The following is a 15,880-nucleotide window of genomic DNA, read 5'->3' as shown; positions in this document are numbered from 1 at the left end:
TTGGAGGGCTATTTGTCATGAACAAAAATAGTATATCATAAGGGAAATGAAAATTTCAGAGAAAGATATTGACATCCTATTAGCTGGTTTAGTTCTTTAAAGAGCAGCGACGATTAGTTATATACTTATCTGAATTTCCGATTAAATATACGCTTTGTTGAATTACACCTGAAAAAGCTACTCCTAAAGATTGATATCTCTGGAGTAGCTCCTACTTTATAACTTTCTATATTTTCCTGGTACTCTGGAATCGAATATAGGAACATCTTTTCTTATTTGGAGTACTTTCTCTAAATCTAAAGTTGCCTTTAATTCACCAACTTCTTGATCTAATTTTTGAATAATGTCTCCCCATGGATCTATAATTTGTGAGCAACCTGCGAATTCCACTCCTAATTTTGTACCCGTTACATTTGATGCAACAACATACATTTGGTTCTCAATTGCGCGTGCACGAAGTAACGTATTCCAATGTGTTTTCCTTGCCAGTGGCCACTCCGCAACGATATGTAACACTTGAATACCTTGTAATGCTAAGTCACGAATAATTTCAGGGAATCGTAAATCGTAACAAATAATAATTCCCATTTTCACACCTTCAAGTTCGAACACTTCCACTTGATTATGACCGCCCGTTAAAAACTTGGGCTCATCTAACATCGGAACAAGGTGCATCTTGTCATATTTATGAACAATCTCACCCATTCGATTTACAATAACCGCACGATTAAAGATATCTTTACCTTCTAATATGGCAATTGAGCCACCCACCAAGTTAACATTAAACTTCTTAGCTAGTAATTGTAAAAATTCAATGGATTGATTGCCATCCGCTTTACAAATTTCCTCCAATTCCTCCAACGCATAGCCCGTAGACCACATTTCAGGAAGTACTACTACATCCACATCATCACTATAGTTACCTTCTAACCAGCGTTCAATGATTTTCCTATTCTCTTCAGGATTACCAACTACTAAATCCATTTGAAATACTAAATAATTCACATTTGTCACTCCTCTTAATTATATTTAGTTTAGTAATGAAGTATCAGGTTTCACAAACAACCATAAAATAGCTGCAATAAACACAGGGATTACAGTTACTCCTAATGTGATATTCCACCCAAAGTTTTCTGCTAACCACCCACATAATAACGGTGATACAAACGCGCCTAGATTTCCCCACAAGTTCATCCAACCTGAAACCGAACCTGAAAAGTTTCTTCCAAGGTCTGTAGCAGAAGCCCATGAACACACTACTGTGAATCCTAGTGAACCCAAGCATAATGATAACCATAAAACATTCATATAAGGTGATGTTGTCATAACAGCAAGGTACATTGATATAATAAATACTATTAAACCTGATATAGCTAAAGAGGATCTTGATATTTGCTTTGAAAAACCTTTACGTACTAAGTAGTCAGAAAGGATACCACCAGTCATTACAGTTATCAGTATTGCTAACCAAGGTAAGCTTGCAGCAAATCCCATTTTACTTAATGAGAACCCTCTATCTTCCAGTAAATAGGTAGGTAACCAAACTAAAAAGAAAGTAATAATATATAAAACAACAAAATATTGTACTCCTAACGCCCAAAATCTATAGCTTTTCAGAAAAGTATTCCATGGGGCTCTAACTTTAGCGGTATCAATAATTTCCCTGTCTTCAAGTATATATTTTTTTTCTTGTTCATTCACTAATTTATGTATTTCTGGATAGTCTCGGGCTATAACATACCATACACCCGCAATGATTATTCCTATTAATCCAAAAATATAAAATACAGCTTGCCAACCAAAATATTGATAGATATAAACCGTAACGATAGGGGCAATAACTGGTCCAAAATATGAACCGGCCAATAAAGCACTAGATGCTCTGGCCTTTTCATCTCTTCTAAACCAGTTTGTATTAAATACGGCGTTAGCTGGAAACATCGGTCCTTCACCTATCCCAAATAAGAATCTCACCATAAACAATAGACCGTGAGATTTAACTATACCCGTCAAACCCGTAAATACTGACCACCATACTAAAGCAAAAGTGATCATTTTTCTTGGACCAAACTTTTCTGCCAAAAGTCCTGCTGGAATTTGAACTAACGCATAACCTAATGAGAATAATGAAGCAAGCATGCCAAACTGAACTTTATCTAAGCCTAAATCATCCATCATTGGCTTTGCTATTATTGAAATATTTGATCTGTCCATGTAAGCGATTACACCTATTATAAAGAAAAAGAATGCTAGTCCCCATCTAACTTTTGTAGGTTTCTTTTTCAAAACAATCCCCCCTTAATAAACAATGGAATAATGATGTTTAATTTTTCTGTTTAACTTGGGGTGTTCAATTTCATATTCAAATTTATCACCAAAAATAAAACCATTTTTTGTAGGAACAGTACCTGAGAAAATAACAGTATGTTTTAAATCCTTTTCCCCCAACTTATCCAGCTTTTCTAATAAAACATCAACCTCCAAGAGTGCTTCTAAAGTGTCTTCTTGATATAAACATTTTTCTCCATTTGAAGTAACATAAGATCGTAAAATAATAGTATCCCAGTCTTCTTTTAAATCTGTTAATCTCCAAAAATCAGTTGCAAGAGGTTTATCACATATTGATTTAGACTTTAAAATATCTTCTTTTTCTAATTCTCGATCAGTATGATCGCTGCCAAGGGTAACCAACCATTCTTTTCCGTCATGGAATAACACATACTCTGTTTCCCCTGAAGAAAATTTGCTTCCATTACATTCGTTGGAAAAATTTAATTGTTCTACTTTTTGTGGATATATCATTGGTACATTAGGTGGAGGTGCAATTCCTAATTCTTTTAATTCATCTATGTGTTCTTGAATTTTTTCTTTATTTCGTCCCCCATATCCAACAACGATTACTTTATTAATATCAATTTCATGTTTTTTAACCTCTCCATTAGAAAGATGTAAATTAATTACTTTTCTCATTTGAATTCCTCCTCAATTGATTAATAATTTCATTTTTGGTATTTTCCACATGGTTATTTGATGCTACCAGAAGTTGATTAATATCTTGTGATTTTAAACCTTGCACAATTGCTTTATGTTCAGATATTGTTTCCTCGATACGCGACTTCTCAGTTATTGCTTTTAACCCAAACCATCTAATTTGATCCCCAATTTCCTCAAACCATTTTTCTAATCGCTGATTTTTGGTTAATAATACAATTTCAGAATGGAACTCTTTATCTAATTCAATAAATCTTTGGTGATCTGTTTTATTTTTTTCTTGCTCCTCAATGTAACCTTCTAATACTTTTATTTGTTCTAGAGTAATATTTCCACACATTTTTTCTAATGAGAATCGGTCAATAATCATTCGAATTTCCATGACTTCCATTACATTTTCCTCTGTTATTTCATTAATAAATGTACCAACCCGTGGTTTTGAAATTATCCATTTTTCTCTTTCTAACAACGATAGAGATTCTCTGACAGGAGTCCTACTTACACCTAATTTTTCACTTAGATCTCTCTCATAGATTGCTTGACCAGGTAGTAGTTCATAATTCAAGATTGATTTCTTTATTGCTTCAAAAGCTATATCTCTTAACGGCATAACTGTATCTATTTTTTTCATTTTTCCTCCTATTGGTATGTGGTATACCAACTGTATCACAAGCTGAAAATTCAGTCAATTTAAAATAAACAGATTTCTAAAGCGCCTTGTGTTGAATCGTCAAAACGTACCAACGCTTGAAGGGACAAAAGAGAAAACATACGAAGGCGTATCTAAAGGTGCATACGTTATATCGAAAGTTGATGATGGACTTTCTGTCTGAAAGATGTAAAATATAGGTTTAATTGAAGTTCAACTTATATACATAATGGAGTTTAATAAAGGTTAAAGTGAAAATTCAATCAGGAGGAATTTTTCAATGGCTTTGTCCGAAATGAATAGTAAATTGTTTAGAATGATTAATAATCTAGGTAAACAATACCCCGATTTAAATCCTTTCTTTGTATTTATCGCCGAATACATGATTTTTTTCTTAGTATTGGCAGTCCTGATGTTTTTGTTTTCTCGAAGAAATAAAAATAGAATCATGGTAATCTGTGCATCTATTACATTAGTTATCTCAGAAATATTCGCGAAAATAGTAGGGCAAGTCCACTCGAATTATCAACCATTTGCTGAGTTGCCAAACGTTAATAAGTTAGTTGAAAAAGCAGTCAATAATTCCTTTCCAAGCGACCATACGATCATATTTTTTTCAATTTGTATAACCTTCTGGTTGTTCAAAAGGGGTTGGGGATTTTTATGGGTAATTTTGGCAGTCCTTGTAGGGATTTCGCGAATTTGGGTAGGTGTCCATTATCCAGCAGATGTTCTTGTTGGAGCCATCATCAGTATCGTTTCAGCCATGATCGTTTACAAAATTGTTCCTAGTTTAAGACTGACCAAGAAATTTTTGGGGAATCGAGAGAAGGGAGAACAATCCATTTTATCTGCCCTTTCCAAACATAAGAAAGGTAAGTCAAAGGAATTTTAAAAAAGAGTTACTTAATATACTGCCAAATTAGCAGACCAAATCGATCATTACTTCACTTGCACTTGTTGTTTTAAGTCTTGTTTCAAGAACCGAACGGAACGAAGCAAATGGAGCAGGACATAAAATGATGTATTTATCAAAAGAAAAACATTCTGATGTTCTTGAAATGAAAGAATTATTAAACATTATGTTTTAATTAACCATTCTTCATCTAAAAGGTCGATAGTTTAACAAAAGGGTTGCTGCGGCAACCTTTTTTGTATGGAACTAAAGGGGCAGGGTAGTTTAACAAACAGGATTTATTTTACGGCTTATAGAAAGTCATATTAAGGAGGGATATTCAGATGTCAAACCATGAAAACGAAGAAATGCTAACAGGAGGGAATGTCTCTAGGGTTTATCGTTCGGGAGATACTGTACGACGAGAATTAAAGCCAGATAGTCCTAAAATTCATAAGCTATTAAAGCATTTGGAGAACAAAGGTTTCAGTTATGCCCCAAAGTTTTTAGGTATTGATGAAAAAGGAAGAGAGATATTATCATTTATTGAAGGAAAAGCTGGTAATCATCCTTTAAAAGAATACATGTGGTCTGATGATGTCTTAATAAAAGTAGCGAAAATGCTCCGTCTGTATCATGATTCAGTGAGTGATTTTTCATTTGATGATAGCTGGCAATCGATAGATAACACCCCCCAGCAATTTGAGGTAGTATGCCATAATGATTTTGCGATATACAACATTATTTTTAAACATGAAAGCCCAATAGGTATTATTGATTTCGATGTTGCTGGACCTGGTCCAAAACTTTGGGACATGGCTTATACTCTTTATACTATTGTCCCCTTAAGTAGATTTTATTTTTCTGAAACAGGTGAGAAAGTTTATTATGATTCATTACAGCACGCTAACCGTATTAAACAAAGAGTTAGATTGTTTTTTGAATCTTACGGTGAGGGGATAGAAGAAGATTATTTGGAAATGGTATTGCTACAATTGGAAGGTTTATGTAAAACAATTACAAGAAAAGCCAGTGAAGGTGACATTGCTTTTCAAATGATGATAGATGAAGGGCATCTTGAACATTATCAAAACGATATTAAATTCATTCGTGAAAATGGAAAAGGGTGGATTTAAGTGTGGGTTTTTGTTGAACGTCTTGAACATCATGGATCCGATTATACAAGTGAACCATCTCGTGCATTAGGGTATCCATTGTTTCGTAGAAATCCAAGTCAAGAAATTCTGGCGTTAAGTTAATTTCAAACATCTTATGTAAAAACGGCAGCATTGTAGGTATACCTTATAAAATAACCGAACTGGAACTTATTATTCACTTTGTTTTTTACCCGAATTACATGACAGATTCTTGTTACTATCGGTTTTAATTCGGGGTATATTTCTTCTTTCTGATCTCATACTAAAGATAAGAAGGAGGGGTATTCATGGCAAAACGAACAAAGAAAAATGATGCAGACCAAAAGAACAAACAAGGATTTGATTCAAGCAAAACTGATTCAGAATTCTCTAAAGAATTCGGCAGTGCAAACGCTAATCAAGCACATAAAAATAAAGCAAAAAAAGAAAAAGCATCTAAAAATCAAGGTGAGTGGAAAGGCATGCATTAATTAATACTTGCCAGACTCGACTCATGATAAGTGATGCCTGCACCGAGTACAAAGGGTGGAGGCTTATCATGCTTCAAACTGTTTACTGAACTTTATGTAAAGGAGCTTATTTAGATGACTCAATCTAAGCAACAACAAGAACGCCAATGGAAAGATCGTAAACAATCGCAGAATCCACATGGTAAGGTCAGATCATTTGAACAATTAGCTGAAGATATGGGCAAAAATGATTCTGAAACTAAGTAAAACTGTTTAAGAATGAGAGGCTATTCCAAAGGGTCAGAGCCCCACAAATTGTGAGGTACTCCCTTGGGGTACCCTCTCTTTGTCGTTACCTAAAAGGTCATAATTATCGGGAGTGATAATTATTGATACAGAAATGGCGATTAATGATGATGAATATTCGCATGAATTTTTTAAATGGCGGTTGTTTTGCCGGTGAGTTTGACTTGCTAAATGTAAAGAAATATCAGTTTACTACTCTACGTTTATGAGGTATCCAGTGATTGGGGAATTGAGACTTCAGAATATATGAACCCCAAAAGATAAGGTGCGTTAGCTTAAGATCGGGACTGTCTTTAAGGCAGTTTTTTTTATGGAACTATCGGGCAGAATCCATATAAAAATTCAGATTATGCTTGGATTAAATTAAAAGAGCCCAACCAATTAAGGTCTTTTTAAGCCTTATACTGGTTCCCTCAAATCCCGTGTTTAGAACATTAAATGAACAGGGAGGAGTTTAATTTGAAGAATTTCCAAATATTCAAATGTATTCATCTGATTATGTCCTGAAATAATAAGAAAAAATGCAGGAGAGATCAAATGAAAAAAAATAAATGTTATCAAGTATTTATCGCTATTTTTATTATTGTCTTAATGGTCGATCACTCGGTCTATGCAATTGAATGGGAAGATGAAGAAGCACCCATAAGCTTTAAAATTGAGATGTTACCTTGGGAGATTGTAAACAACATTATTCCTAATAAAACAAATTTCACCATTATTGATATTGAAACTGGTTTATCATTTAAGGTACAACGAAGAGCAGGTAGTCATCATGCGGATGTACAGCCACTAACCAAAGAAGATACTCAGATCATGAAGAAAATTTATAATAATAAATGGAGTTGGAATAGAAGAGCCATTATTGTATTACTCAATAATCAAATGATTGCTGCATCTATGCACGGAATGCCACATGGGGCTGGTGCTCTTCAAAATGGTTTTTCAGGTCATTTCTGTGTTCATTTCTCTGGAAGCATTACGCATCGTTTGAAAAACGAAGATCTTTCTCATAAATTAATGGTATTGAAAGCGGCTGGTAAGCTTGATGATTATATACAAACGGTAAGTCCCTATGAACTTATACGTATCTTTACCATTGCCATTAATCAAGAAAACCAGAAATTATTAGCGATGACCTTATCAAATCCGAGTCATCCTAATCGTGTTAATAAACTTGTTAAAGATATTTCATATTTTGGAGTAGTTGACCCTTTAAGACAACCGCCTGAACAGCTAAATGGGGTATTTCTAGTGGATGTACCCGTTCAAGTAGCAATTTATAAGAAGAGAGAAGGCAAAGAAATAAAGGTTATGCATTTTATGATCCGAAGGGAAAGTTTGACTGATGGTTGGTTCATTGATCAAGATGCGCTCTATGAAGCCTTAAAATAGGATTTATGAAGAAAGGTATACATGAAATGATAAATCCAACTTAGGGTGGGGGGCATTCAATTGAGATTAACATGGATTGCCGGAATTTTACTATTCGTTCAACAAGTGAATATCTCTGAAAGCTTATCTGTAACTCAACATGGACAAACCATTGCCAGTGTCAACCGTGCTGATGTTACTATACCCTTACTAAATGTTCCTATGATGGACTTGGATAAATACAATCAGTTTATCGAAAAACTTGACCGACAAGTGTACCAAAAACCTGTAAATGCAACTATCGATAAACATGGTAATATTCTTCATGGGCGGGTAGGTTATAAGCTTTACCATCAGGCGTTTGATGAGCATTTTTATTCCTTTTTGTATAGTAATAAAGCAAACAAAGTAGAAGTACCTTTGCTTGCTATTTATCCAAAAGTTGACATCGAATTGCTTGCTCAGATTCGTGTGAAAAAAATAGGTGAATATAGAACCTATTTTAATGAGAGCAATAAAAATCGTTCAAATAATATATCCCTTGCTACAAAAGCGATTAATAATTACGTCGTTTTTCCAGGAGAGACGTTTTCTTTTAACCAGGCCGTTGGCAGGAGAACAGGAGACAAAGGATATATGCTCGCTCGGGTTATTGTTGAAGGAGAGTTTTCTGAAGGGATTGGTGGAGGGATCTGTCAGGTGTCATCCACCCTGTTTAACGCTATCGACAATGCAGGGTTGCAAACTATTCAACGCTATTCCCATACTAGGAGCGTTCCTTATGTTCCATCTGGCCGAGATGCTACAGTAAGCTGGAATGGTCCTGATTTTAGCTTTAAAAACAAGTACAATCAACCTATCCTTATCCGAGCTAGAACACAAGGAGGAGTTGTGAGTATCATGGTTTATTCTTCAGATATGATTAATTATGAGAACCGAAAAGTTCCTAACGCTTCAAATCAGATTTCAAAAGAAATTTTGGTGCAAGCACGTTCTGTCCGTGGGAGCTAGACACCAATATTCTAAAAGATGTTTTGATAAAATCCACTTAATTTTATCGTTCGGTAATATTTCAAAGTATTTTACGAACGTTTTGAAAAGGTAGAAGGAAAAGAAATGATGTTCATAAATTCGGATACATAAGAGTTAGTAGCAAAGATCAAAATGAAGGGACAACAACTCAAGCCATATGGGAAAAGGTTTCAATGAACGAGATATCTTTTTAATATACAAAACTGGGGGGGATTTCAATGTTGTGTTTTGGGATTCCAAGAACCTGTCCAATTCTAATTTTGTTTATATATAGTTGATTCATCATTAAGTAAAACAACTAAACCAAGCCTATTTAAACCTTGGTTTAGTTGTTTTTTTATATGGATGGGTGAGGCTTAATTAGCTTTACTTATTTTAATTTACCTGCACGGATGAATAGGGTTAGTACGGATAGATAAGGTGAAGCCTTAAAAGAGGTTTTTCTGCTATATACTTTTGATATAATTAGATTAGAATGGAAATTGAGTTTATAAAGCAACTTAGGGGTTAAAAGAGGAGGGGCATTCTTGAAAATTCGTCTAGGGCTGTTAGGTGTAGCAGACTCCTTTGAAATTATCCAGTCCGTTATCATTAAATATCCGGAAATCATTTGTATACCCATTGAGTGTCTATCAGAAGAGGACTTAAATAAGAAGGTATCTCCTATTTTAGAAGAAGTCGATATGTGGCTTTGTTCAGGTCCGATCACTTATAAAATAGTACAGGACTGGAAACGGATTGAAGCCCCTGTATTTTACGTGAAATATACAGGTTCTACTCTGTACAAAACGGTTTTGCAAGTATTATATGAACAAAAAATCGAGGTTGATGAAATCAGTTTTGATTCAAGCGATGTCTCTACGTGGGAACAAGCCTTACAGGAGGCAGGGATAAAACGTAAGCCAAGATTTGTAGAATCGGAAATGATTTCTTTAGAAGGATTAGTGCAATATCATTTTGACCTTTGGAAAAGTGGTCAAACCAAAGCTGCAATCACTGGCCACCCTATCCACCATGAACTTCTACGCCTTGGAGTTCCTGCTTATCGAACTCTTCCATCATCAATGGCCGTTGAGGCAGTGGTTACCAATATACTTCGCACTTATGAAATGTTACATTTTAAGGCTACCCAGATTGCGGTACAGATCATTGAAATTGATTCTTTTGTTGGACTGATTAAGGATACATTTTCTACTGATGAGATTTTTAGAATCGAGATTAAGTATATGGAAAAGTTGCTCTCCTATACAAAAAAAGTACATGGTTCGATTAAACCTTCAGGATTTGGACGCTATGTTATTTTTACCACCAGAGGACTCTTACAGGATATAACGGGGAATTTCAGTCAGATACCAGATATCGATGATTTTGATCAGGCCAGTAAAGAAGCAGTTACTTGTGGAATTGGGATAGGACAGACTGTATATGATGCTGAAATTAATGCAGGAAACGCCTTATTACACGCGAAAGAATGTGGAAAAGGCTCATGGATGGTTTGTTTTGATGATAAAAAGATAGCAGGTCCGTTAGGAAAGCCGGAGCAACTTACGTATTCCTATATATCAGAACAATTAGAATCGATAAGTCAACAAACATCACTTAGTGTTATAACATTAAATAAACTGAAATCTTCTCTAAAGAAATTATCAAGTGATGAACTTAATGCAAATGAGCTTGCAAACTATATGCAGATTACTCCAAGGAGTGCCCGTAGAATTTTAACAGTACTTGAGGAGAAAGGGTATGCGCAGGTTGTTGCCGAGGAGAAGCCGCACACACGAGGACGACCACGAAAGATATATAAGATTTCACATTTTTAACTCAGTTAACAGATTACAAAAAGCGAGAAAAAAATAAACATAGCAATCTCCAGTTTGTATTTTTTGTCCAGATGATAGTCTGCGTGGCAAGGAGGGTTTATATCACCCGAAAGAAGAGCACATTACTACTTGTGCTCTCCATTCTCCTGCATTATGTGTTTTGTAAAATACGTACTTTATATTTCTTAACTTCGGCTGGTAATGGTGAAACGTATTCTTCACCATCACGAAGCTCAACTAACTCTGCTTTTGCCTTTTCAATTATCTCAGGGCGATTGAGTACTTCTACTGCTGTTGCCGCCATCACTTTTCCGGCGTGAAGCATGCCTTTATGAGCGATAGAAGTTGTTCCAGTTGCAACGAATTGCCATGTATGGAATGGTGTCCCTAGTGCTTCACAAACTGTCATACATTGTACTGTTGGAACGATCCAGCTTACATCCCCAACATCTGTAGAACCTGTCATTGATCCATTTGCAGATATAAATGAGTCAATGACATCCGATAAGGCCTTTCCAGCTAATTCTTTATTCATTTGCACTTCTAACTTTTTGTCAGCTTCTGAAAGCGATTCACGAATAGTTCTTGCAAATTGGAGATCATCTTCATCATGTTTAGGCACACCTAATGCAACGAAGTTATCATACATAATTTTTTCTAATGTTGTATTCGGTATTACGTTAGAGAGAGCTGATGCAAAATCTATTTCCACTTCTGTTCCAGTCATTAGAGCTGCACCTTTGGCAATAGCACAAACACGTTGGTAAACTTCTTCTGTTTGTGAGACGCGAGGAGCTCTTACAAAATATAAGACTTCTGCATCTGCTTGGACGACATTTGGTGAAAAACCACCAGTATTCGTAATCGCATAGTGTACTCTTGCTTCGGGAATAATATGTTCACGTAAATAGTTCACGCCAACGTTCATGAGTTCAACTGCATCAAGGGCACTTCTTCCTAAATGCGGACTGCCTGCTGCATGGGCACTCTTCCCTTTGAACTTGAAGTAAACTTCGTAACAAGCGAGGGATGCCATCGACATAACGTTATTGCGTGTTCCAGGATGCCAACATAATGCAAAGTCTACATCATCGAACAATCCTTCTCTTACCATGAACGTCTTACCGCCACCAATTTCCTCTCCAGGGCAACCGTAGTAACGAACTGTACCTTTAATGTTGTTTTCTTCCATATAATAACGGAGTGCTAAGGCTGAAGCTAGTGCACCTGTTCCTAGTAAGTTATGGCCACACCCATGTCCATTACCGCCAATTTTATCAGGATTGAAATGTGGAACACCACCAGCCTGACTTAACCCTGAAAGGGCATCAAATTCTCCTAAAAAGCCTATAATTGGTTTTCCGCTTCCGAAACTGCCAATAAAAGCAGTTTCGATATTTCCCACACCTTTTTCAACAGAGAATCCTTCTTCTTCTAACGTTTGACATAATAATTCTGCTGATTTAAACTCTTCGAAGCCTGTTTCCGCATAACTCCAGATTTTATCACTCACTTGAATAAGCTTTTCACGCTTTTCTTCTATTATCTCTGATAATCGATTGCGATAATCCATTTCTTTCACCCCTAGATAGCATTATAATATGAGATTTTTTTACAATTAATAGGACTTATGCTTTTACTTATAGTGAAGCGCTTTCATAAATGCTGGTATTATGTTTCGGTAATTTAAACAATATCGCACAAATTGATACTAGAACTAATGCGCCTATCAGGAAGATGAACGCCGCTTGGAACGATCCTTCAAATGCATCTATAAGTATGCCCATCGCTGTTGGAGCAATAAATCCTGCCAATCCTCCAGTAAAATACATCGTTCCCATAAAGGATCCAATTACATTTTGCGATACGTATTTAAGCGGAATAGATATAATCGCCATAGCAATCGCTGAATCTCCGAAAGAGAAAATACTTTGATAGATAATGGCTAATTGAATAGAAGGTGCCTTAAACATTAAGAATAAAAAAATGCCTGATATAACTGCACCAATTAATACGATGAACTTTTCTTTACCTGCCAACGATTTATCAATTAAATATCCTGTTAAAATAGCAGATAACAATCCAAATGCTTGTGGAATCATAGCAAGAGAGCCAACTGTCTTTAAATTTAAACCACGGGTTTGCTCCAAATAAGACGGTAGCCATGATGAGAAGCCCCAATGCACAATACTTGAACAAAAGTACATAATGACAAGGACCCATAGTAGCTTACTTTTATATAAGTCTTTCATCGGGATTTTTGGCTGGATTTTACCATCTTGTGTTGTTTTAACAACCTTCGGTGGATGGTAATATTTAAATAATAATAGTGTTACGACAAGACCGACGCCACCAATAAGGTAAAACATGGCTCGCCAGCCCCAAGTATCTGCGATTAAACCAGAAATATATAAAGCGAGCACCCCACCAATTAACTGAGCAGCAAGTAACATTGACTTGACTCTTGCCCGAACTTTTCTTTTGTAAATTTCCGTAATAGCAACACTGCTCCCGGTGGGCAATCCCCCATCACCTAATCCAAGAATCAATCGAATGGCTAAAATCGCTACAAATGACCCAACCATACCCGTTAACAATGAAAATAGAGATATGATGAATACTGCTATTACAATAACTTTTCTCGAACCAAACTTGTCTGCAAACCACCCTGCAATAAGAGTCATACACGCACTACTTAACCAGAAGCTACTAATTACCATACCACTCTGCGTTTGCGATAAGTGCAATTCTTTACTAATAGGTATGATGGCTACATTCATACCAAACAACGTTAATGAATCAACAATCCATCCAAGAAATAGCAACGAAAAAATGAAATTACGTTTACCATTGCTCATCTGTACATTCTCCATGATGGCCCCCTTTTCTTAATATTGAGATAATTGAGTTGGTAATAAGCCAAATTCTACCTCCGTTTTATTTACGGATAATAAAGGTCTTGTCCGTAATTATATATTCATTCCTAACGTTTCGCAATAAACAAATTACTAATTTATTTAATATTTCTTTGACCTGTTTTAGAGGTTCAAAGATAATGTAGCAAAAACGTAAATGACCCGATGATAAATATGAATTAATCAAGGGTGTCCAATTAGTTAACCTATGGATAGAAGGATTAGAGTATGGAGAACAGGAGAAAACAGCTAATATCTGAATATATTTGAGCAGGTAAAATGAGTTGTGGACTACTATCATTAATCTAGTTTATTAATTCGAATAATGTTTTTGGGGGAGGTTTAATACTCAGGATAAGTGGTATATATATGGATATCAGTTTATTCCCTAGCCCTTTCTACCATAATTTTTTAGGTTGTAGGGTTCTTTACGAAAGAGTTTCGTGTCATGAATAATGTCGACAAGTAGCACATATTCTTCTTTTGATTATTTCCCAGCATAAAAAAAGGAGTGATATATCATGAGGCAAATGTGTATGTACTGTTTTAAATGGGCTGACATAGATACCATGACACCGCTTTTTGAACAAGGGAGAGATTTCGTCAATTATTATTGTGAAGATTGTGTTACTGCTGTTATGGATAATTTGTTTAAGCTCCCATACAAACATGGTCGTTCACATACCGATGTATGTGAACAATCAAGAACCCACTAGCATCAAGCAATGCGTTTAAAGTTAAGCGATTGCTCTAAATTATATTTGTTAGAAAGACTTCTCAACATCGACACTGTACCTATACTTATTCCAATTTATACCTAACGAGTGGTGGCATAAGTCAATGGCTTTCGGTAAGATACATTTATTAAATGATTACATCTAAATTTGTTATCGAAATGAAGGAAGATGAAACAGTTTAACTAGAGCCCACCCACAACAAGAAGGGCTTTTTTTTTGTCCTCGGGTATGTCTAATCTTTCTTGTATCTCTTTTACCTCTGCCCCAGCTATCTGATTTCGGTTTTTCTTAATAAACTAAAGGGGCAATATAGTTGAAGAAGAACGGAATAAATAAAAACAGCCAGGTTCTGGCTGTTTTTTTATAGGATAATTTTATTAATTCCAGTTTTTCTCTATAAATTGAACGGCAGGTTGCAAATTTGTTTTGTTAGCAATTGAAATGAGGGCGGGGACCACAGAAGGGTCCGTTTTGGAGAAATTAGGGATGCGTGGATTTAGCCGAAAAAAACGATTTCCTAGAAGCTGAGAACTGACCATGGATTCATAGAAACCGGATCCACTTGCGACAATCTGGAGAAATGGCAGTAAGGGTTCATTGGGCGATCGGTCTAAAAGAACTCCCCAATTTGGGGGAAGGTTCTTCATATTTTCGGGGCGTATGTTATCTGCACTCACCATTCCCCAACCCGTCGTATCTCTTCTTAGTCGAGTCGCCTCTTCACCTGTTCCGATGGATAATACCGCAATTTGATCCAATGGCTGTTTGGCTTTCCCCACTGCAAACGCGATACTGGCAGTACTGGGGTTAGTTGCTACTGTATACCCGTCCACGTAGTTTTGATAAGCTCGTTGCGTCGCAGGAGCACCACTGCTCCGTAGTATTACATCACTCGCTTTCTCATTTAAATAGGGAGAGCCAGGAAAGTTGTGGAATAACACAGGAGTCCAACGATTCAGCTCCGGTGAGAATAAATGAAATGCAGGGACAACAATTCTTCTTTTTAAGTCTTTGAGGAGAAGATCTGGCGGAAAAAATGTTTGTACCGCTTTAATGAAACCAGAGTATGGTAATTGTTGATTAAAAACAGGTCCACCTGGTCGGGAAACGCTGAATGCCGGCAGTATTTTATCCTTAAAAAACCGGAGTGTCTCCTTCGGCGATCTTCCACTTGCTAACGCAAGGGCAGTGAATGAACCGATTGAATTTCCCGAAAAAACATTGGTTCGACTAATTAATTTGGGGTTTTGCCGAGCCAGTCTATTCAAAAGTTGTAAACTTAAAGCGCCTAAGGTGCCGCCGCCATCAAAGGATAAGATCCGATATTTTGTCAAAGCAGATTTCTCCTTTCTTATCTGATCACAAGTATCATTCAGTATATGTTTTATTTCGTGTCTGTAGTATGGGTAAGGAATACCTCTTTTTCAATCCCCCATTAAACAAATCAAAAAAAGCACCCAATATGAAGTGAACCCAAAAAGTTAGACACTTTATTTAATTAGGCAGCCTTGAGGGCATGAATCCGGTAATCTACCGGGCTCATGCCTTTTAATTTTAC

General features: G+C 36.1%; 15 protein-coding genes. 8 read left to right on the top strand and 7 right to left on the bottom strand.

What is annotated here, in order from left to right:
* Positions 1-216 precede the first annotated feature (216 nt).
* The 4 genes from ACFWE9_RS21215 to ACFWE9_RS21200 are packed head-to-tail and all read right to left on the bottom strand — an operon-like array spanning position 217 to position 3,622.
* The gene (locus ACFWE9_RS21215) at positions 217-1,005 is read right to left on the bottom strand and encodes a carbon-nitrogen family hydrolase (RefSeq protein ID WP_230161832.1); all 789 of its coding nucleotides are present in this window, start codon (positions 1,003-1,005) and stop codon (positions 217-219) included.
* A 24-nt stretch (positions 1,006-1,029) separates the two neighbouring features.
* Entirely contained in the window at positions 1,030-2,286 is a 1,257-nt protein-coding gene (locus ACFWE9_RS21210) for an MFS transporter (protein ID WP_230161830.1), read from the bottom strand.
* A 12-nt stretch (positions 2,287-2,298) separates the two neighbouring features.
* Positions 2,299-2,970 (bottom strand): DUF2848 family protein, encoded by a 672-nt coding sequence (locus ACFWE9_RS21205; protein ID WP_230161828.1) that lies wholly within the window; start codon positions 2,968-2,970, stop codon positions 2,299-2,301.
* Complete coding sequence (locus tag ACFWE9_RS21200; protein WP_230161826.1) at positions 2,954-3,622, bottom strand: GntR family transcriptional regulator; 669 nt, start codon at positions 3,620-3,622, stop codon at positions 2,954-2,956. Before ACFWE9_RS21200 ends, ACFWE9_RS21205 begins: the two co-directional genes overlap by 17 nt.
* Before the next feature lie 298 nt (positions 3,623-3,920).
* Here ACFWE9_RS21200 and ACFWE9_RS21195 point away from each other — a divergent pair, with 298 nt between their 5' ends.
* The 8 genes from ACFWE9_RS21195 (at position 3,921) to ACFWE9_RS21160 (ending at position 10,670) form a co-directional block, all read left to right on the top strand.
* The gene (locus ACFWE9_RS21195) at positions 3,921-4,535 is read left to right on the top strand and encodes an undecaprenyl-diphosphatase (protein WP_230161824.1); all 615 of its coding nucleotides are present in this window, start codon (positions 3,921-3,923) and stop codon (positions 4,533-4,535) included.
* A gap of 344 nt (positions 4,536-4,879) precedes the next feature.
* Positions 4,880-5,671 carry an aminoglycoside phosphotransferase family protein gene (locus tag ACFWE9_RS21190; protein WP_377358633.1) on the top strand — a complete coding sequence of 264 codons (792 nt, stop codon included), beginning with the start codon at positions 4,880-4,882 and terminating at the stop codon, positions 5,669-5,671.
* The gene (locus tag ACFWE9_RS21185; RefSeq protein ID WP_290370637.1) at positions 5,672-5,794 is read left to right on the top strand and encodes a hypothetical protein; all 123 of its coding nucleotides are present in this window, start codon (positions 5,672-5,674) and stop codon (positions 5,792-5,794) included.
* Between the two features lie 185 nt (positions 5,795-5,979).
* Positions 5,980-6,162, top strand: coding sequence for a hypothetical protein (locus tag ACFWE9_RS21180; protein ID WP_034310968.1), 183 nt, complete (start codon positions 5,980-5,982; stop codon positions 6,160-6,162).
* Positions 6,163-6,276: 114 nt separating this feature from the next.
* A complete protein-coding gene (locus ACFWE9_RS21175) occupies positions 6,277-6,408 on the top strand; it encodes a DUF6254 family protein (RefSeq protein WP_230161820.1) in 132 nt (43 codons plus the stop codon).
* Positions 6,409-6,984: 576 nt separating this feature from the next.
* Positions 6,985-7,839: a hypothetical protein gene (locus ACFWE9_RS21170; RefSeq protein ID WP_377358631.1), complete on the top strand. Its 855-nt coding sequence runs from the start codon at positions 6,985-6,987 to the stop codon at positions 7,837-7,839.
* 60 nt (positions 7,840-7,899) lie between these two features.
* Positions 7,900-8,829, top strand: coding sequence for a VanW family protein (locus ACFWE9_RS21165; RefSeq protein WP_377358629.1), 930 nt, complete (start codon positions 7,900-7,902; stop codon positions 8,827-8,829).
* A gap of 548 nt (positions 8,830-9,377) precedes the next feature.
* Positions 9,378-10,670 carry a helix-turn-helix domain-containing protein gene (locus ACFWE9_RS21160; protein WP_230161814.1) on the top strand — a complete coding sequence of 431 codons (1,293 nt, stop codon included), beginning with the start codon at positions 9,378-9,380 and terminating at the stop codon, positions 10,668-10,670.
* Between the two features lie 151 nt (positions 10,671-10,821).
* On the opposite strand, the gene ACFWE9_RS21155 is transcribed toward ACFWE9_RS21160, so the two are convergent.
* The 3 genes from ACFWE9_RS21155 to ACFWE9_RS21145 all read right to left on the bottom strand — a co-directional run bounded on the left by ACFWE9_RS21155 (position 10,822) and on the right by ACFWE9_RS21145 (position 15,656).
* On the bottom strand, positions 10,822-12,243 hold the full coding sequence (locus ACFWE9_RS21155) for a M20 family metallopeptidase (protein WP_290370636.1): 1,422 nt from the start codon (positions 12,241-12,243) through the stop codon (positions 10,822-10,824).
* 67 nt (positions 12,244-12,310) lie between these two features.
* Positions 12,311-13,543 (bottom strand): MFS transporter, encoded by a 1,233-nt coding sequence (locus ACFWE9_RS21150; protein WP_377358625.1) that lies wholly within the window; start codon positions 13,541-13,543, stop codon positions 12,311-12,313.
* Between the two features lie 1,156 nt (positions 13,544-14,699).
* Positions 14,700-15,656, bottom strand: a complete 957-nt coding sequence (locus ACFWE9_RS21145) for a patatin-like phospholipase family protein (RefSeq protein ID WP_230161809.1) — start codon at positions 15,654-15,656, stop codon at positions 14,700-14,702.
* Positions 15,657-15,880 lie beyond the last annotated feature (224 nt).

The organism is Peribacillus sp. NPDC060253 (assembly GCF_042727425.1).
GTDB lineage: Bacteria > Bacillota > Bacilli > Bacillales > DSM-1321 > Peribacillus.
This window is presented reverse-complemented; position numbering and strand designations above follow the sequence as displayed.